Source organism: Gammaproteobacteria bacterium (assembly GCA_016199745.1).
GTDB lineage: Bacteria > Pseudomonadota > Gammaproteobacteria > Acidiferrobacterales > Sulfurifustaceae > JACQFZ01.
This window is the reverse complement of record JACQFZ010000014.1, coordinates 74,189-92,866: the sequence shown is the minus strand read 5'-3', so window position 1 is coordinate 92,866 and position 18,678 is coordinate 74,189. Positions and strand designations below refer to the sequence as shown.

General features: G+C 60.0%; 12 protein-coding genes and 1 pseudogene. 5 read left to right on the top strand and 8 right to left on the bottom strand.

Features of this window, described 5'->3' with window-relative positions; genetic code table 11:
• Nucleotides 1-60 precede the first annotated feature (60 nt).
• On the bottom strand, nt 61-1,473 hold the full coding sequence (locus HY308_03285; protein MBI3897302.1) for a DUF5050 domain-containing protein: 1,413 nt from the start codon (nt 1,471-1,473) through the stop codon (nt 61-63).
• Between the two features lie 321 nt (nt 1,474-1,794).
• Between HY308_03285 and thpR the strand changes: the two genes are divergently transcribed.
• Entirely contained in the window at nt 1,795-2,304 is a 510-nt protein-coding gene (gene thpR / locus HY308_03280) for an RNA 2',3'-cyclic phosphodiesterase (protein ID MBI3897301.1), read from the top strand.
• Here thpR and soxZ read toward each other — a convergent pair.
• Nucleotides 2,277-3,134, bottom strand: a complete 858-nt coding sequence (gene soxZ / locus HY308_03275; protein MBI3897300.1) for a thiosulfate oxidation carrier complex protein SoxZ — start codon at nt 3,132-3,134, stop codon at nt 2,277-2,279. The two genes, thpR and soxZ, sit on opposite strands and share 28 nt — an antisense overlap.
• 48 nt (nt 3,135-3,182) lie before the next feature.
• Nucleotides 3,183-4,637: a M48 family metallopeptidase gene (locus tag HY308_03270; protein MBI3897299.1), complete on the bottom strand. Its 1,455-nt coding sequence runs from the start codon at nt 4,635-4,637 to the stop codon at nt 3,183-3,185.
• 207 nt (nt 4,638-4,844) lie between these two features.
• Between HY308_03270 and HY308_03265 the strand changes: the two genes are divergently transcribed.
• The 3 genes from HY308_03265 (at nt 4,845) to HY308_03255 (ending at nt 9,517) form a co-directional block, all read left to right on the top strand.
• Nucleotides 4,845-5,069 carry a sulfurtransferase TusA family protein gene (locus HY308_03265; GenBank protein MBI3897298.1) on the top strand — a complete coding sequence of 75 codons (225 nt, stop codon included), beginning with the start codon at nt 4,845-4,847 and terminating at the stop codon, nt 5,067-5,069.
• A gap of 89 nt (nt 5,070-5,158) precedes the next feature.
• Nucleotides 5,159-6,313 carry a PilT/PilU family type 4a pilus ATPase gene (locus tag HY308_03260; protein MBI3897297.1) on the top strand — a complete coding sequence of 385 codons (1,155 nt, stop codon included), beginning with the start codon at nt 5,159-5,161 and terminating at the stop codon, nt 6,311-6,313.
• Between the two features lie 345 nt (nt 6,314-6,658).
• Nucleotides 6,659-9,517: an insulinase family protein gene (locus tag HY308_03255; GenBank protein MBI3897296.1), complete on the top strand. Its 2,859-nt coding sequence runs from the start codon at nt 6,659-6,661 to the stop codon at nt 9,515-9,517.
• On the opposite strand, the gene HY308_03250 is transcribed toward HY308_03255, so the two are convergent.
• Both HY308_03250 and HY308_03245 read right to left on the bottom strand, forming a co-directional pair.
• Nucleotides 9,514-9,666: a hypothetical protein gene (locus tag HY308_03250; GenBank protein ID MBI3897295.1), complete on the bottom strand. Its 153-nt coding sequence runs from the start codon at nt 9,664-9,666 to the stop codon at nt 9,514-9,516. The two genes, HY308_03255 and HY308_03250, sit on opposite strands and share 4 nt — an antisense overlap.
• Nucleotides 9,667-11,418: 1,752 nt before the next feature.
• Nucleotides 11,419-14,526 (bottom strand): annotated as a pseudogene (locus tag HY308_03245) (DEAD/DEAH box helicase).
• A gap of 74 nt (nt 14,527-14,600) precedes the next feature.
• On the opposite strand from HY308_03245, the gene HY308_03240 reads away from it, so the two are divergent.
• On the top strand, nt 14,601-15,125 hold the full coding sequence (locus tag HY308_03240) for an NUDIX hydrolase (GenBank protein ID MBI3897294.1): 525 nt from the start codon (nt 14,601-14,603) through the stop codon (nt 15,123-15,125).
• 9 nt (nt 15,126-15,134) lie between these two features.
• Here the strand turns inward: HY308_03240 and HY308_03235 are convergent, their stop codons facing one another.
• The 3 genes from HY308_03235 to yhbH form a co-directional block, all read right to left on the bottom strand.
• Complete coding sequence (locus HY308_03235; GenBank protein MBI3897293.1) at nt 15,135-15,908, bottom strand: response regulator; 774 nt, start codon at nt 15,906-15,908, stop codon at nt 15,135-15,137.
• Nucleotides 15,909-16,063: 155 nt separating this feature from the next.
• Nucleotides 16,064-17,455: a SpoVR family protein gene (locus tag HY308_03230; protein MBI3897292.1), complete on the bottom strand. Its 1,392-nt coding sequence runs from the start codon at nt 17,453-17,455 to the stop codon at nt 16,064-16,066.
• Between the two features lie 2 nt (nt 17,456-17,457).
• A complete protein-coding gene (gene yhbH / locus HY308_03225; GenBank protein MBI3897291.1) occupies nt 17,458-18,648 on the bottom strand; it encodes a sporulation protein YhbH in 1,191 nt (396 codons plus the stop codon).
• Nucleotides 18,649-18,678: the final 30 nt, after the last annotated feature.

Genomic DNA, 18,678 nt, shown 5'->3' with positions numbered 1-18,678 from the left:
AACGGTGGGAACCTATCGTTCTGAAAAATTCCGTCCTTGGAATTTCCCAGAGTTGTCTTTTTAGTAAAGCGCCTCGAAGCCTTCGTCTTCGGAGCCGGTAGCGAGCGGTGTCGTCCCGGTGCCATCGGACTTGATCGTCATCACATCGCCGCGCGCATCGCGGCACAGCATCCACTTCGGCGGTGCGTCCGGTAGCGTATAGGTGGTACAGGCATTGGTGTAAATCACGCGGTCGTTATTGGTGGCAGCGCCGTAAGCGATGCCGCTGCCCAAGAAGCGATCGTCGGTTCCGTCTTCGTTGACGGCAGACAGGTCGTATTGATCGCCGGTAGTACGGATAGTGCGATACAGCACGCGGTGGGTCGGCGAAACGTCTTCGATCTGTTTGAAGACGCCGACCGTCGAGGTTCCCGACAGCAACTGATCATCACTGCCGTCGGCCTTGATGCTATGCAGCTCGTGGCCGTGTTGCGGATTATCGAGGTTGACCGGGTAACTCTGAAACATCACCCGTCCAGTCGGCGAAACGCCGTCGAAAATTTCTCGGTACTCGCTATTGGCGAGCACCTGCCGATCAGTGCCGTCCAGCCGCACGCTGTAAAGGCCATTAGCCTCGCTCGCCGGACCTGAAGCGCGGCCGGTTGCATAGATCAAACGTCCGTCAGCGGTGACTGCTTGGTAACGCTCTAGCTCACTCGAATCGGCCAGCACGGTCGTATCGTCGCCGCCGACGCCGATGCGGTAGAGATTACCGTTGAGGGCGTAAACGATGTCGTCACCATGCAGATAAGGCGACAGAAAAGCACCGTCGGCAGTGACCAAGGTTTTTCGATCCGATCCATCGGCGGCGACGCTGTAAAGCACGTGCTGCTGTGCCGCTTCATCCCATTGCATGTAGACGGCGCGACCTGACGACGAAATGCCGATAAACCACGGCTCGCCGGCGACGGTTGTATCGGTAAGTGTTTTGGTGTCGTTGCAAGTGGCGGCATATAGCTGGCCGTCGCCGCTTAGATCCGAGCAGAATCCGCTGGCGCATTTTTTGTAGATCACGTCACCGTTCGCCGCCAATCGTAGAAAAACCTCCGATGCGGCAGAAGCGGCGACGGCGCAGGTTTGGCTCCCATCGGCGCTGACACGATAAATATCCATCTGCACCTCGCCTTGCGCGTCTCTTTCTTCGCGGCTGAAGATGACGTCGCCCGCCGGTGTGACCGCTTGGAAGTGTTCCGGCTTCGTCGTATTCGTTAGATTAAGTGTGCCGGTACCGTCGGTCTTAACGCTGAAGACGTCCGTTTGCTGATCAACGATGGTTTCGTAAATCAGGCGTCCACCAGGCGCCGCTGTTTTATAAGTATGAATGCCGGCGCCGTCTGCCACAGTGACGATATTTGTTCCGTCTTCTTTGATCAGATACAGATTGCGGTTGTTAGCATCGAGCGCGCGCCAGAAGACGACTTGCTGCAATGCCACGGAAATAGGCGACGGTGGCGCGGGAGTCGTAGGCGTTGGTGACGGAGTGGATGGCGGGTTGTTTTCGGATGCTGGTTCGGTGTTTTCACCGTTGCCGCCAGCACCTCCGCTGGAACATGCTGCAGTTAACACAAAGCCCAGAGCAAGCACCAATCCTCTTAGGCTACGCATTTAAGCGGCTCCTTGTGTGTCTATTTAAAGAGTCGACGAGCGTCGCTGGTTTACCGCTGGGCGTCAAGGACGGAAACACTTGAGAGCCTCTTTCTCCTATCGTACTAACGGACCTTGCGTCCAAGGTTGGTTTAGAGTGGAGGTGTGGCTTTGCAACGACTCTTTCTGGCGTTATGGCCAGTCGATAATATCCGCGATAAAATAGCGGAAATGTCTCGCGCACTTTCGCTGCCAGGCCGCCCGATTGCCGCCGTTAATTTGCACGTGACGCTCGTTTTCCTTGGCGCCGTCGATGAAGCGCGCCGCCGTTGTGTAGAACAAGCGGCGAGTGCCGTGCCCAGTCGTGCGTTCGAGTTGACGTTCAGCGAAGTGCAGTGGCGGGCGCGCACGCGGATAGCCTGGGCGGTAGCGGAAGCGCCGGAGGAATTGCTGCAGTTAGTCGCGTCGCTCAATGAGACATTGCGGCAATGCGGCCATGTGCCCGATCCACGGCCGTTTCGCCCGCACATTACATTGGCGCGCGATGTCGTTCAGGCCGAGCGGTGTTATGCAATTGCGCCGATTCATTGGTCAGCGCAGGCGTTTTGCTTGGTGGCGTCGCCGCCGGGCGTCGATGGATCGGAGTATTCAGTTCAACGCTGCTGGCCGTTGGTCGATTGAACAACGCGGTTGTGTTTCGGCTCGGCGGGAACGACGATCACATTCGCGCCGGTCTCGCCTTTGTTGTCGCTCCAGCTCAACTTGATTCGGTCGCCAGCCTTGGTCTTCTTGAAACGAATTTTGAACAACGGATCGCGTGCTACCGTTGAACCGATGTCGGCGACCAGCGCTTCGCGGTCGTTCAACGTGAAAATGACTTTCTGAATGAAATGCGCCGGAATTTTCTCCGCCGTCTTCGCATCCATGTGCAAGCCGGTTTCCATCGGGTGTTCGATCAGCGAAACGATCTCGGTATCCTTGTTGACTCGTCGAACGCGCATCTTCACGTCGCGCCGTGGTACTTGCGGTTCGGCGACCTGCGAGTAGCCGGTACCGGTGCTGGTCGCTGCAACCTTGATCAACTGTGTCGCCGAATAAAGTCTGTTCCCCGCCTTAACGATACAAAACAGCGGCGTACTGGCAGCGAGCTTGATGTTGATCGAGAAATACGGCAGCGTCCGGCGAAAGCTCATGTGTGCCACCAGCGGCTGCGGATTTTTGGCGGCGATAATGCTGATCGATTCGACGTTCGTCAATGTCGTCGATACCGTCACGGCGACACGTGCACCGTCGCTGACTTGATACGGCGCCTTGATCTGGATCTCTCTGGACGCGACCGGCTGAGCGCTGCCGTACAAGCTGTGCAAAACCTCATCGAGGGTTGCCGCCGAGAACGCGTCTTTCGGCCACTCGGCGGCGACGCTGTCGCGCGGTTTCAGCCAGCCGGCGACGGCGAACAGTACCGATGCCGCGGTTCCTTTTAAAAATGTGCGGCGCTGGCTTCGTGCCATGGCGACATCCTGACCTATGGGAACAGATGAAGAAGAAAGCCTAACTGATTATGGTTTAGAAGCCGATGGGTTGTCGGCACCGGGACCGAGTTCGTCGCGGATCACGTGCATCCGTGCTTCGATGCTGGATTGCAGATAAAAATTGTTATTGACCGCGTGACTCGCGAGTTGTAATTGCTCGATGGCGGCGTGGCGATTGCCGTTGAGGTAATAGTGTTCGGCTAACGCTTGGTGCGACTCGGCGATCTTGCCGTTGGCGCCGGCGGCCTGTGCCAATAGTTGATATAGCAGCGGATCGTTGTGTCGAGTTTTTAGCGTCTCGCGTATGACCGGCTCCGCTTCGCGCGCGCGATTGACCTTGAGTAGCGAGCGGGCGTAGTCGAGCGCCAGCGGATAATAAGAATTGCGCTTATAGGCCGTGCCATACAGGGCGATGCCGTTGTCCATGTGACCGGCTGCCATCTCTACTTCCGCCTGTAGCATACGGTACGAGACGTTCTGCGGCGTCCGGTCGATCAGTCGCCGCGCTTCAGCGCGCGCTTCGTCGTAACGGCGCGAACGCATCAGGGCGATGGTATAACCATAACGCTCGGCGTCTTGCGCCACACCGCTTTCTTGTTTGATGCCTTGAGCAAAGGCGCGGGCGATCTCAGCGGCGTCGTCCGCCGCCCACGCGCGTAACTTCGCGCGCGCAAGTTGAAACTCAATGGTGTCGGGCACTTGGCGCAACGGATATTGCTCGGCACGCGCGCGCGAATCGCTAATGCGCGCGGTGGTCACCGGATGCGTACGCAGAAAGCCCGGCATATCGCTTTCGTTGTACCGGTTCAAATTTTGCAGCCGCTCGAAGAATGCCGGCATGGCACGCGGATCGAAACCGCTGTCGGCGAGTATATGCGTGCCGATCCGGTCTGCTTCTTCTTCGTTGGCGCGGGTGAAGTTGATGGCTTTTTGCGTCAAGGTGGCGCTGGTGACGGCAAGCGCGGCATCGCCGCCGCGGTTACCGGAACTGGCCAGCAAGATGCCGGCGAGCAGCGCCGCCATCGCCGGCAGGCTGTTACTTTTCTGCTCGGCTAGCAATCGTGGAATATGGCGCTGGGTGATGTGCGCAGTTTCATGTGCCAGCACCGATGCCAGCTCGGCTTCGCTACGTACCGACAACAGTAGTCCGGTATGCACGCCGATATACCCGCCGGGAAGAGCGAAGGCGTTTATCGACGGATCATTAATAACGAAGAAGTGAAAATCCTGCGACGGCATATCGCTGTGGGCAACCAGCCGTTGCCCGAGGCTCTGCAGGTAAGCGTTGATTTCGGCGTCATCGACGAAGGTATAAACACGCCGGATCTCGCGCATCGTCTCTTCGCCGAGCTTGCGTTCCTGCGCTGGCGAAATGACGGCGGCCGACGAATCGCCCAGATCCGGCAAATTGACGTTCGCCGGCAATAACGGTGCCGGCGCGGCAAGCGCGAGCGTTAGCAGGATTGAGAGCGTACGTTTCATCGTTATCGATCTTTTAACGGGTCGCTCGTCACGAGATAGCGGACTAGGCCCGCTTGGTACTCCGATAATATACTCCAATTCATCCGTTTGGCTTCCCCTCGGTTCCCCGGGCTGGGGAGCCTGTTTATCCTTCGATATTGCGATGAATTGAGAGTTCCGTCCGCCGGTTAATCGGCAGTACCGGGCTTGAATTAGGAGACTTTATTAGTGGCAGACCAAGAGCTGGACGTGCGTGGCCTCGAATGTCCGCTACCGATCCTGAAGACGAAGAAGGCGCTTAATACCATGACCAGCGGCCAGACGCTGTACGTCGTCGCTACCGACCGCAGCTCAACGCTCGATTTCAAGGTGTTTGCCTGCCAGACCGGCAATGAATTATTGGAATATAGCGAGGTTGACGGCGAGTTTCGATTTCTGATCAAAAAGGCCTAGCGGACGGGCGCTCGACCGGCAGTTTCCGATCGTTCGGCAAGGGCCATGGTCTACACTTACCTGCAAAAACCGAAGCGATCGTCGACGACATGACTGAACCGGAAAAGGCCGCCGCCGCCGCTGTGCCGGCAGGCGCAGCCGCGACCCAGATTACGGCGACCACGGATCCGTTGAAGTTGCTCGGCCAAGTGTTGAACTTGGCGGTGCGGCTCAAGGCATCGGACATCCATTTGCGTACGCGCAACCATCCGATCCTGCGGGTCGACGGACACCTGCGTGCGGTACGCGAGATCCCACCGTTCCCCGGCGATTTCATGGAGCGGCTGGCGCGAACGATGATGTCGGCACGCTTGTTGGCGTTGTTCGAGCAGAATCATCAAGTCGACTTATCGATCGGTTTCAAAGATATCGGTCGTGTGCGCGCCAACGTGTTTTATCAGCGTGGCTCGGTCGGCATGGTGTTACGCGTCATCAACACCAATGTGCCGACGGCGGCCGACCTTGGATTGCCGGAGATCGTCTCCACTTTTACCCGTCTAGAGCGTGGCCTGGTGTTGGTGACTGGCTCCACGGGTTCGGGCAAATCCACAAGCCTGGCGGCGATGATCAATGAGATCAACGCGACGCGCAGCGATCATATTATTACCATCGAAGACCCGATCGAATTTCTCTTCACCGAGAAGAAATCCATCATTACTCAGCGCGAAGTCGGCGTTGACACCAATACCTTCGCCGACGCCATGCGCGCCGTTTTGCGCGAAGACCCGGATGTCATTCTGCTCGGCGAAATGCGCGATCCGGAAACCATCGAAACGGCGATGATGGCGGCCGAGACCGGCCATTTAGTGTTTTCGACAGTGCATTCACCGGGCGCGGCTGAAACCATATCGCGCATCATTTCCACGTTCGCTGCCGAATCTCAACCTGGCATGCGTGCCAAGCTCGCGCAGAACTTGCGCGGTGTCGTCAGCCAGCGTTTGGTGCCGCGCAAGAACGGCCACGGCCGTATCGTCGCTTGCGAAGTCCTCACGGTATCCGCGCTGACACGCGAACTTATTCTCGATCCGCTCAAGATCAAAGACATCGGCGACCTGATTCGCAAGGGTACGCTCGCCGAAGGCATGATGAGCTTTGACAGTGCGTTGTTGCAGTTGTGTAAGAGCGGCGAGATCGACGAGGAGACCGCATTGTTCTACGCCACCAGCCCGACCGACCTCAAGCTCAAGCTGGAAGGATTTGGTTAATTAACGGTCATCGAAAAAAGCGCTGGCTCCGCCGGCTAGCGTCGTCGTTATCGTGCGCGTGCGAGTACGCTATCGGTCGTGGTAAGGGTGGTGCCTGCTTGTTGCGCCTTACCAACAACTTCTATTCATCGGGCTTCGGCCTCTGCCTATCGGTCGCACGGGCTATTTCCTAGACCTCTCGCATTTGACCGACTAGATTGAAAGTGTTGAGGCATCAACTCAACAAGGATCAAAGAAAAAGCAAACGGGACACCGGCGGGAAGCCGGAATTTGGTGCCGAATTTCATCTGTTAAAGATTTCACGGCGGTCGTTTACGGCGGCGGTTGAAATCGGAGGTTCGACGTTTGCTGCGTCTTTGCGTCCGTCTGTGGTTGTTGCTCGCCTGCGTGATTTCCGCCGTTGCTGTTGCTGATAACGCACGCAATCTCGATGAATCGCTACCGGTCGACACCAGCATTCAGTATCGCGTGTTGCCGAACGGTATGCGCTACTGGATTCGGCCGAACGCATTGCCGGCCGGTAAAGTGTCGATGTGGTTGCGCGTCGGTTCGGGCTCGATCAACGAAGACGATGATCAGCGCGGTTTGGCGCACATGCTCGAGCACCTGGCGTTCAACGGCAGTACCAACTTTCCCGCCGGTACGCTGATCAAGCGTTTCGAATCGGCCGGCCTCACCTTCGGTGCGCACCAGAATGCGACCACCGGCTTTCTCGACACTGTCTATAAACTGACGATTCCGAACGATCCAAAGATGGTCGATCTCGGTCTGTTGTTCTTCGCCGACGTTACCCATCGCTTGACGCTCGCGCTGCCGCAAGTCGATCAAGAGCGGGCGGTAGTGCTCGCCGAACGGCGGGCTCGCGACAACGCCGCTAAGCGTGCGTTCAACCGCGCGTTGATGGCGCTGGTGCCGGGCTCGCGTTTCGCCGAGCGCCTGCCGATCGGTGATGAGGCGGTGGTGAGCAACGCCACCAACGAGCAGTTGCGCCGCTACTATCGCAAATGGTACCGACCGGACAACACGGTGTTGCTGATCGCCGGCGACACCGATGTGGCGACACTCGACGCCATGGTGCGCAAGCAGTTCGGCGATTGGGCCCCGGCTGCCGATCCAGCGCCCGATCAACCGACGGGAATACGGCCTTACGAGCGCGACCGCGTCGAGATCGTCAATGAATACGGATTGATCTCGGCCGATGTCAACATCGCTCAGCTCGAGCCGGCGCGCGACATCACGCACCAACGTGGCTTCCGTACCTGGATGGTACAAAAGCTTGGTGCATCGTTAATCAATCAACGCATGAACGATCTCGTGCTCGAAGGACAGGCGCCGTTTGTGTCCGGTGCGGTCGCGGCCGATACGACCTTCGGCGCGACGTTGGTCGAGGCGCACGCTAAGGGTGCGCCCAAAGATTGGGAAAAGACGTTGCGCGGATTACTGATTGAAATGAATCGCGTGCGCCAACACGGTTTTAGCGACGCGGAATTCGCGCAAGCCTTGAAGGTATTTCGCCTGGATTTTGCTAGCGATGCGCTCGATGAGCCCGATCGCGCCGCCAATCATTGGCTGCGGGTCATGGAAGCGGCGGTCGAAGAGCGCCGTCAGCCGATCAGCGCGCGCCAGCAACTCGAACTGTTCGATCGATTTTTGCCAACGATCACCCGTGCCGAGGTCGAGGATGCCGTACGCGCCCGTTATGCCACGGAACGTCGCACGTTCACGCTAACGCTGCCGCGTCAGGACGACCTGTCGCCGCCGAGCGCGGCGCAGTTGTTGAAGATCGTGCAGTCGACCGAGTTGCAGGCGGTAGCGAAGCTTGTCGAACGCGAGCGCCCGGACATGCTGTTGGCCAAAGACCCGACGCCCGGCACGATCGTTCGCCAAGATTGGCACGCCGATTTAGACGTGCACTCGGTCACGCTCAGTAACGGCGTACGCATTCATTTCCGGCCGCTGGTGTACAAGCAGGACCATGTGAGCGTGCGCATCATGGTGGCCGGCGGTCGTGTCAACGAGACGCCGCTGAATCGCGGCATCACCGAAGCGGCGGCCGAATCGTTCCGCATGCCGGCGACCCGTTCGTTGGCCTCGGTCGATATCCAACGCTTGCTCGCGACCAAGCAAGTGACCGTCGCCGGTTACGATACCGCCGGTGCGCTCGAGCTCGACGTCGAAGGCCGGCGCCAAGATCTCGAGGATGGATTTCGCTTGGCTTATTTGCTGTTGACGCAGGCCCGCATCGAGCCGGCCGCGTTCGACACCTGGCAACGGCAAGCGATCGCGCGCGAGGCCAATCGCGAAGGCAGCGTCGACGCGCAACTGAACGACCGCGTCGATGCGTTCATGACCAGTAACGATCCGCGTTTTCGCGAGCTGACACCGCTCGATGCCCGTCGGCAAACATTAGCGCAAGCCCAAGCCTGGCTCGATCACATCCTCGCCACCGCGCCGATCGAGGTGGCAATCGTCGGCGATCTCAGCACCGACCGGGCGTTGGCGTTGGCACAACAATATCTCGGTTCGCTACCGACGCGTCCGTCGGTCGGTGGCGCTTACGCGGATGCTCGCCGCGTTGCGGTTGCGCCTGGTCCGTTCCAAGAGCGGGTGAGCGTCGACACGGCAACGCCGAAGGCGATGGTCTACGTCGGTTGGCGTGGCCCCAATTGGCAGGACGTGCGCGATTGGCAACTGCTCGATCTCGCCGGCCGTATCGTCACTAACCGCCTGTTCGCCGAAGTGCGCGAGCGTCGTGGCCTGGCTTATTCGGTGCGCGCGCGCTCGTCATCGAACACGCTCTACGAGGGCAACGGTCGCTTCCGCGTGTCGTTCGTGGTCGATCCGCTCAAGGCGGAAGAAGCCGCCAGCGTCGTCCAGGAGGTCGTCGACGAGTTCGTCCGTGCCGGTCCGAGTATCGACGAGCTGCGTATCGCCCAGGAACAGGCAACCTCGAGCTTCAGCAGCACGCGCTTGAGCCCGGAATTCTGGCTCGACATTCTGTCCGACCTCGATTACATGGGCGGCGACCTGTCGTGGGTGCAAGGTTATCTCGACGATGTGCGCCGGTTCACGCGCGCTGACGTGATGGCAGTCATGAAGAAATACATCCGCCCGGACCGGTTAGTGCGCGTGATCGGTACGCCGGCTGAATTCACGACGGCGGTTGAGACCGCGCCCAAAGGTACCGTGGCGACGGTCAATTAATCGTTTAGCGATGTAACTGCCTGCGCGATCAGACGATCTGGCTTCGCTGGTAAACGATGCCACGAATCGCGCTGAAACAGATCGAGAATCATGATGACATATCCCGCGCCGGCGCTTTCATCCGCTAGCCGTTGCCTCTCGTTGTTCATCCCGAATATTTCCTAGATAAACAGAATCGCCGCATTTTGTCGCCGGTGATGGGCGCCTAACGTAGGCACGCATCGAAAAGCCGTCGCCGCAGGGTTAGTGCTCGAACGATTGTGTGAGTGATGGCGGGCTGTTTATTGAGCCGTGGTCGTCGGCGGCTCCGGTGTATTTCGCCGTGTCGACCATGGTCGCAGCAGCGCGTTGCGCGCGGTCCATTCCTCGTCGGCCGGAATCTCGGATACGAATCGGGTTTCACCGCCGATTTGCACCGCGATCGGAATACCGTCGCGGTAAAGTATACGGTTGCTCGCGAGCGCCGGGACACGCGGGTCGGGAGTGACGATGCCGACGAGATTCAGCGGATCGGCAGCGCTCAATGACACCCACTGTTGCGTGCTTGGCTTTTTGCGGACGGTACGTAACAGCGATATGGCCTCGGGGAGCGCGTACTGCTCGCCGGCGAAGCCAGCGACGAAGCGGCCGCCGCGGATCTCGCCACGGGCTTCAAGGCGGCGGTAGACGCGCAATAGCTCGTACCACGACGGCAGCCAATCGGCTTCGCGCGTGAGCATCTTACGGAAGACGACGCCGTAGCGGCGGAGCAGGGTGAGGGCGACCTGCTCAATATCAAGTTGTGTCGGCGTGCTCTTCGCCTCTCGGTTCCGGTCATACGAACGTCCCCGCTCCCGCGAAGTGGGAGCGGGGACGGGGAGAGGGTCCCTTCCCCGCCGGGGCAAGGAATGAGGGTGCGGGTCGGTATCGCTGACTTCGCCAGTGTCTGCCAACGAAGGGACAGCCGCACGCCGCAGCAGACTCCACCGTCCGGCATCCTCGATTTCCGTTAAGCCGCGCCGGCGTCTTGCTGGCAGGCGCCGGCGATCGGCCGGCAGCAGCAGCATGCGTAGACCGGTGAAGCTGTCGGCTTGCACGCGACCGAGCGCGACCAGCTCGCGCAGCGCCTCTTCAATTTCGCTCTTCAACAGGCCGGCGCCGCTGCTGAGCTCGTCAAAGAAGGATGCGCCATGTTGGGTCAGGTAGTTGGCAACGGCGGTGGCACGTGGGCTCAAGCGAGTGCCGGTGCTCTCGTCCTGCGGCGGCAGCGATTGCCACAGCCGCAATTGCTTGCGCGTAAGCAATGCGATCGGTGTCGAGCGCACGGGTGCGGCGGCGCGTTCGCGGCCGTTCGTGACTTTCGGTGGCGTGAGCCGGGTCCAGGCGACGCGGCCGGCGCGGCACAGGCTGTCCAGCCATTCGGGGTCGTAGGCCTGCATGCGCGCCGGCAGGATGTCGCCTTCCCAGGCCATGCAGGCGGCTTCGTAGCCTTCGAGTTGTTCGATGATGGCGGACAAGGCTGGGCCGCCTTCGGGGCGTGGCTCGGCGGTGATGCCTTGCCATTCGAACAGGAACCGTAGGAAGTCGGCGGCAGTGACGGGCTCAATTTCGGCGCGCAGGCGTTCGACGGTGTAGCGATGGATACGTGCGAGTAGGCGGCGTTCGCACCACTCAACATTAAGTTGAGTCGGCGATTTATTAAGTTGAGTAGGCGTGTTTTTCGCCTCTCGGCTCCGATCATAGGAAAGTCCCCTCTCCCGCGAAGTGGGAGAGGGGTCGGGGAGAGGGTCCCTCCCCCTCAGGGGGAGGGAATGAGGGTGGGGGTGGGTGTCGCCAAGTTCGCCGGTGTCTTCGATCGAAGTTACCGTTTGAAGCCCCCTCTCCCCCTTCCCCTCCCCCGCAAGGGGGGAGGGGGACGCTGCGTTCGAGTTGTCGGTGAACTGGCCGCGCATGGCGAAACCTTCGCTCTCGAGCGCGAGCAATGCGGCATCGATGGATGCGACAGAGACACCAACAACGCCGGCAAGAGCGCTCGCCGTGGTTGGGCCGACACCTTGCAGGCGGCCGCGAATCAGCTCAGTCAACGCCGTCTCGGTGCTCCAGGCTTGCGTGGCGAACTCAGCCGGGACGGCGATATCGGGATCGAGCAGCGCGTGGGCGTGGAGCGCACGCCGCATCGGCACCTGCTCGGTGGCGATCCAGTGCGTCAACGAATCGGTGCGTAGGCGCGTCGCCCGGCCCGACGCGACCAGGTCGTCGAACAACGTTGCCCAACCGGACGATCGTCCTTCCGGCTCGCTGATGCCGCCGAGCAGCAGTAGCGCATCGTGTAGCTCATCGGCGTTATCGGCCTCGGGCCAAGCCTCGGTACGCACGCGCGCGATCGCTTCGGGGTCGAGCCGGCCGAACTCGGCCGCTTCCAGCGGATCGAGCCAACGGCGGCTCATTACCGCCTGCGTGCGTCGTTCTTCGAGCGGTGCATCGTCCAGGTAGGCGTACGGTTTGGCGTTCAAGATTTCTTGAGCGAGCAGCGACGGATGCGGCAAATCGCGCGCGCGAACTTGTACTTGGCCTTGTTCGATAGCGCGCAGCAGCGCGATCAGGCCATCGATGTCCATTGCCTCGTGCAGGCAGTCATCGATGGTTTGCCGCACCAGCGGATGGTCGGGGATCTCGCGTTGGCCGGTGAGATTTTCCGCACAGGCGATCTGGTCGGGAAAGACAACGGCGATCAAATCCTCGGCGTCCATGCGTTGCAGCGGCGCCGGATTGCGCCGGCCGCCGCGGAAGCGTTTCACCGCCAGCGCAATCGACGCGTTCCAGCGCCAGCGGGTCGTGAACAGCGGTGCGTCGAGCAGTGCTTGGACCAGTACGTCGTGCACGCTGGCGCTGTGCAGGTAATGCGCAACGTCGGCCAGTGGGAAGCTGTGGGTCTCGCCGAGCGACAAGACGATCGCGTCTTCGGTCGCCGCCGCTTGCAGCTCGAAATTGAACTTGCGGCAAAACCGTTTACGCAGCGCCAGGCCCCAGGCGCGGTTGATGCGCGAACCGGCGGGCGAGTGGATGACGAGCTGCATGCCGCCGGTTTCGTCGAAGAACCGCTCGAGCACGATGCAGTGCTGCGTCGGAATCGTACCGAGCACGCCTTTTGCGGCCGCTAGGTAATCGGCGATCTGCATCGCCGCCAGCTGATTTAGTCCATAAGCACGCGTCAGCCAGTCGTACGTTGCTTGCAACGATTCAGCGGTGATGTGCTCGCCCAATTGCCGGTCGATATCGGCGCGCAGACGCGTAACTGCACTCGATAGCTCGTCGGTGCGTGCCGGTGCCTCACCGAGCCAGAACGGAATCGACGGCGGCGCGCCGTGCGCGTCGTCGACGCGGACGATACCGGGCTCGATCTTCAGGATCCGGTATGACGTATTGCCCAGCTGAAAAATATCGCCCGCCAAGCTTTCAACGGCGAAATCTTCGTTGAGTGTGCCGACATGCAGGCCGGCGGGTTCGAGCACGACTTGATAATCGGCGTTGTCCGGAATTGCGCCACCGCAGGTCAGCGCCGTCAGCCGTGCGTTGCTGCGGGCGCGCAGCTGGCCGTTGATCGCGTCACGATGCAAATAGGCGCCGCGGCGACCGCGGCGGGTGCTGAAGCCGTCCGCCAGCATGCGCACGACTTCGGTGTAGTCGGCGCGCGTCAGTGTGCGATACGGATAGGCGCGGCGAAATCGCTCGTACAGTTCTTCCTCGGACCATTCGCGCGACGCGACCTCAGCGACGATTTGTTGCGCCAGTACATCGAGTGGTTGCGGCGGAATACGCAGCCGGTCGAGCTCGCCGCGGTGGACGGCGGCGAGTAGGGCAGTGCATTCGATCAGCTCGTCGCGGGTCTGCGGAAACAGCCGTCCCTTCGGTGTGCCGCCAACGGTGTGACCGGAACGGCCGACGCGTTGCAGGAACGTGCTGATGGCACGTGGCGAGCCGAGTTGGCAGACGAGATCGACGTCGCCGATGTCGATGCCAAGCTCGAGCGAGGCGGTGGCGACCAACGCCCGTAGCTCGCCGTGTTTTAGGCGTTGCTCGGCGTCGAGCCGGCTTTCTTTGGCGAGGCTGCCGTGATGCGAGGTGACGTGCTCTTTGCCGATGCGCTCGCTCAGGTGGCGCGTGACACGCTCGGCCAAGCGGCGCGTGTTGACGAAGACGAGCGTCGTCCGGTGCGCCTGAATGAGCTGCGCCAGTCGGTCGTAAACTTGATCCCAAACTTCGGTCGACATCACGGCTTCGAGCGGCGAGCCGGGCAGCTCAATCGCCAGATCGCGTTCGCGTGTATGGCCGGTGTCGACGATCGTGCAGTCGGCGACGCCGTCGGCATTGATGTCGGCACCGACCAAGAAACGGGCGATGTCTTCGATCGGTTTTTGCGTCGCCGACAAACCGATGCGAGCGATGCGGCGGCCGGCCAGCGCGCTTAAGCGTTCGAGCGACAACGCCAAGTGTGCGCCGCGCTTGCTACCGGCGACCGCGTGAATTTCATCGACGATCACCGTGCGGGTCGTGGCCAGCATGTTACGGCCGGATTCGCTGGTCAGGAGTAGATATAACGACTCAGGTGTCGTAACGATAATGTGCGGCGGGTATTTGCGCATGGCCGTGCGATCCGCCTGCGTCGTATCGCCGGTGCGGACTTGCGCACGGATATCGACGTCGGCCAGGCCAAGCGTTTTCAGTTCCTCGCGGATACCGGCAAGCGGGTGGCGCAGATTGCGTTCGATGTCGTTCGACAGCGCCTTCAGCGGCGATATGTAAACCACTTGGGTTTCGTCTGGCAGCGTCCCGGCGAGGCCTTGTTGCACGAGCGCGTCGATGGCGGCGAGGAAGGCGGCCAGGGTTTTACCGGAGCCGGTAGGGGCGGCGATCAGCGTGTGACGTCCGTCAGCGATGGCCGGCCAAGCGCGCTGCTGCGGTTCGGTGGCGTGGCTAAACGTGCGCTGAAACCAGGCGGCGACGGCAGGATGAAAGCGGGTTGCGGCCATGGCGGTAGGATACCACGGGGCATCGGCACGCCATTTGTCGATACAATCCAACGACAGGATGCGTTGGGGACCACATGGAAAAACAAGAGGTTTTTAACGGCCGGATCGTTTCGCTCGCGCTGGAGACGGCGACATTGCCGAACGGTAAGCGGACCACGTTCGAAGTCGTACATCACCCAGGCGGTGCGGCGGTCGTCGCGTTGGATGACGAGCAGCGCGTTTGTCTGCTGCGGCAATATCGGCACGCGATGAATGGCTGGGTGTGGGAGCTGCCGGCCGGCAAGATCGACAATCGCGAGGCGCCGCTGATTACCGCGCAACGTGAACTGCAGGAAGAGGCGGGCATTGTCGCCGATCGTTGGACCGCGCTCGGCGGCGTTGTCAGCTCACCCGGTGTTTTTACCGAAGTCGTTCATTTGTTTCTCGCGCAAATGTTGTCGGTCGTTGCGGCTGCCAACGAAGAGCACGAGCTGATCGAGGTGCATTGGTTGCCACTGACGGAAGCGTTGATGCGGGCGGCGTGTAGCGATATCAACGACGGCAAAACAGTCGCGGGGTTATTCCGCGCGCACTATCAGCTGACGCTGCCAGCGGCGTAGCGTGATGAATTACTGCGACTTCGCTTCCGCCGTTGCCGGCGCGGTACCCGTCGTCGGCGCGTTTCGTACCGCGGCGATACGCTGTTGGAAGACGGCGATTTCGCGGTCCATGCCGAGATTGAATTTGGTATTGCAATACTTGAGCAACGGCAACATGCGCATCACCAGCGTCAACGCGTGTGGTGCGACCGACGTGGTCTTGAGCCCACGCAGAGTTTCGAGGCCGTTGTCGATTTGCTCCAACGCGGTTTCGACGGTGCCCGGGCCGGTGTCGGAAATGGTGATGGGGACCACAGCAGACGCCGCCGGTTTGACCGGGGCAGCGACCGCCGCTGTTGCTGCGGCGGCCAACGTGCCGTTGATCTTGCGATATTCGCCGAGTTGGGTTTGGACGCAGGTTAGAAGCTGATCGGCCTGGAACGGTTTCAAGATGAAATCGTTCGCGCCGCAGGCGTAGGCGCGTTCACGGGTGATTTCGTCTTCGGCGCTGGTGATAACGATAATCGGAACTTCGCGCAGCGCCGGGTCTTCGACCGCGCGCACTTTGCAGATCAGGTTGTAGCCGTCCATCTCCGGCATTTGAATGTCGCTGATGACGACTTCGATGCGGGCGTTCTGGCGCAATATGCGCCAACCCGCGGCACCGTCGCCGGCTTCAAGGACGTGAAAGGTTTCGCCGAGCGCATTCATGAGGGTGCGCCGGACAACGCGCGAATCGTCAACAATAAGCACCCAAGGCTTATTGTCATTCGCTGCCTGCGGTGTGGTCGATGCCTGAGACATAGTCGGTTGCCGCAAATTAATTATAGGTTCGACTAAGGATTTGCAAGATTTAGACCAGCGACCTGGATTTGTCCGCTATCTGACCCTTATTGGCCGTCAAAAAGCCGTCATTTCAGCCGTTTAGCCGGATTTTAGGGAGGTGCCTCGAGGGGTGTTCAGAGCCGTTGCTCAAAGCCCGTTTCGCTGCGCGAAAAGCGTATAGCGGAGCCTTCGCGGTGGGTCTCGAGTAGGACCGGCCGGCCCCACAACTGATAAATGTAGCCCATGGTCTTTTCCAGGTACTCCATCTCCAGGTCGCGGCCGTCGTGCTCGTGTTGTAGCAGTAGCACGCGGTTATGGTTGAAGTCGGCGTCCATCACGCGGATGACCGGTACCGTCGCCATGCCGATGTTGCGCAGCAGCGTCTGCTTCACCGTCTGCCACTCTTCGTCGTTGGCGACGCGCGACACGACGATTTTGTCCTGCTCCTGCTTGTATTCGAACATGTGCATCTCTTCCATCAGCTCGCGCGTCAGGAATCGTCGCAGGAACGAGACATCGCGCTCGCTTTCGCGCGCTTCGAACATCGCCGCGCGCGGATCTTTGTCGTTGCTGTGCCGGCGTTCGAGATCCTCCCAGATCTTGAAACCCAAATAATAAGGATTGATCTGGCCGTTGTGCGGACGGACGACCTGGTTGTGATGCACCAGAAATTCGAAATGCAGGTCTTCCGGTAAATCGAGGCTGGTCATGATGCGGTGGTGCCAATAGCTGGCCCAGCCTTCGTTCATGATCTTGGTTTCGATCTGCGGCATGAAGTAGATCGCCTGTTCATGGACGATGCGTAGCAGATCGCGTTGCCATTCGCCCAAATAGGGGTTGTACTCGGCGATGAACAGCAGCAAATCTTCTTCCGGCTCGAGCGGCACCTTCGACAAGTTCGGTTCAACGCGCTCGCGCGGCTTGTGGATGCTCTCATGCGGGTCAAACGGTGGCTTCGACATCTGCACCGCGCGCTCGCGCTGCTCGTTCGGGTTCAGCTTGCGAATAACCGTATGGCGCCGGCATTGCAACGACAAGGCATGCGCCGCATCGAGCGTTTCCTCGACGAGCTTCAGGCCGATGGACGGATCTTCGATATAGCTGCGAATGCGATCGGCATGGAGCTTGAACAAGCTCAGTGTCAGCTCCGGCCGCGTGTCGCGGAACATGTAGTTGTTACGGAAGAAATCGTTGTGGCCGTAAACATGCGCTACCGTCAGTACCTGCAGGCACAACGAATTGTCGCGCATCAAGTAAGCCAGCGCCGGATCGGCGTTGATCACCATTTCGTACGGCAGACCGGAGACGCCGTAGTTGTACAGCGTCTTCAGTTTTTCGTACGACTTGCCGAACGACCAATGCGGGTAGTGCGCCGGCATGCCGTGGTAGGCCATATAACCGAGCATGTGTTCTTGGTCGCACACCTCAAATTCCTGGCCGAAACAAGAAAGGCCGAATTCCTCGGCCTTTGCGCGAATCCTCTCGTCCCATTCTTCGAGGTCTTTTGTCGTCCAGTGACGTGCCATCGTTAGGTCGCCGCGGCCGATTCGGCCGCCCGTTCGTGGGTTAGAAATTCTTTGAAGCTCGACCAGATGTCGTCTTTGCTTTCGATGACGACACTGTGGAAGTTCGGCGCCTTGATCTGTTCGAACACTTCGAGCAGCGAGTTGCCATACGAGCCGGAATTGAGCGGTTTTATTTCGCCGTAACCGAACAGGTTGCATACCGTGCACAGTTCCTGCGCGACTTTGACCGCCGATTGATTGTCTTCCATCCAGTTATCGCCGTCTGAGCAATGGAATGCATAGATGTTCCAGTGCGACGGATGATAGCGTTCTTGGATAACCTCGAGTGCCTTGTTGTAGCCGGCGGAAATCATAGTGCCGCCCGATTCGCCCTTGCTGAAAAATTCCTCCTCGCCGACCTCGCGCGCCTGCGCGTCGTGGGCGATGAACACGACCTCGACGTGGTTGTAGCGGGTTTTGACGAAGCGATAAAGCAGGAAGAAGAAGCTGCGGGCCAGGTACTTTTTCATGGTATCCATCGAACCCGATGTATCCATGATGCAAAGTACGACCGCATTCGATTGCGGTCGGATGTCGCGCACCAGGCGGCGGTACTTCAGATCGTCGCGATGGAACGGGAAGCGGGTCTCGGCGTTGGGATCGGGCATGCCACCGCTGCTGGCGATCGACCGCCGTAGCCGCGACATAGCGGTGCGGCGCTTATCGAGATGGGTGCGTACGCCGACCTTACGGTAGCCTTTGCGCTTGCGGGTCGATTCGACTTCGATCTCGCGGAGCGATTTGCGTTCGAGGTTTGGCAGCTCCAAATCCTCGAACATGATGTCGATCAGCTCTTCGAGCGTGACATCGGTCTCGTAGTAATCCATGCCCGGCTGTTGGCCGGCCGGACCGTGGCTGTGACCTTCCTGCTCGGCATTGCCGATGACTTGGCCCGGTTGTACTTCATCGGCGGCGCTGCCGACACCGGGTTGGTTACTACCGAAGACGAAACGAAATTCGCGCACGCCGCGAATCGGAATCTTGACGATCTTGTCGCGGCTCTGACCAATGATCGATTCTTCGGCGATGATATCGGCGATGTTCTGCCGGATCGATTCGCGTACCTTCTGCCGATGCCGTGAACGATCGCGGGCGCTGCGGTCAGAGCGCTGCGTATCCGCTTCGACGTAGGGTCGGAATATCGCTTTTTGCATCGCTCGCTCTCTATTCTCTTATTTAGCGCC

Coding starts and splice junctions, on each gene's coding strand:
- soxZ (MBI3897300.1), bottom strand. CDS start 3,134: ATGGCACGAAGCCAGCGCCGCACATTTTTAAAAGGAACCGCGGCATCG.
- HY308_03270 (MBI3897299.1), bottom strand. CDS start 4,637: ATGAAACGTACGCTCTCAATCCTGCTAACGCTCGCGCTTGCCGCGCCG.
- HY308_03260 (MBI3897297.1), top strand. CDS start 5,159: ATGACTGAACCGGAAAAGGCCGCCGCCGCCGCTGTGCCGGCAGGCGCA.
- HY308_03250 (MBI3897295.1), bottom strand. CDS start 9,666: ATGAACAACGAGAGGCAACGGCTAGCGGATGAAAGCGCCGGCGCGGGA.
- HY308_03240 (MBI3897294.1), top strand. CDS start 14,601: ATGGAAAAACAAGAGGTTTTTAACGGCCGGATCGTTTCGCTCGCGCTG.
- HY308_03235 (MBI3897293.1), bottom strand. CDS start 15,908: ATGTCTCAGGCATCGACCACACCGCAGGCAGCGAATGACAATAAGCCT.
- HY308_03230 (MBI3897292.1), bottom strand. CDS start 17,455: ATGGCACGTCACTGGACGACAAAAGACCTCGAAGAATGGGACGAGAGG.
- yhbH (MBI3897291.1), bottom strand. CDS start 18,648: ATGCAAAAAGCGATATTCCGACCCTACGTCGAAGCGGATACGCAGCGC.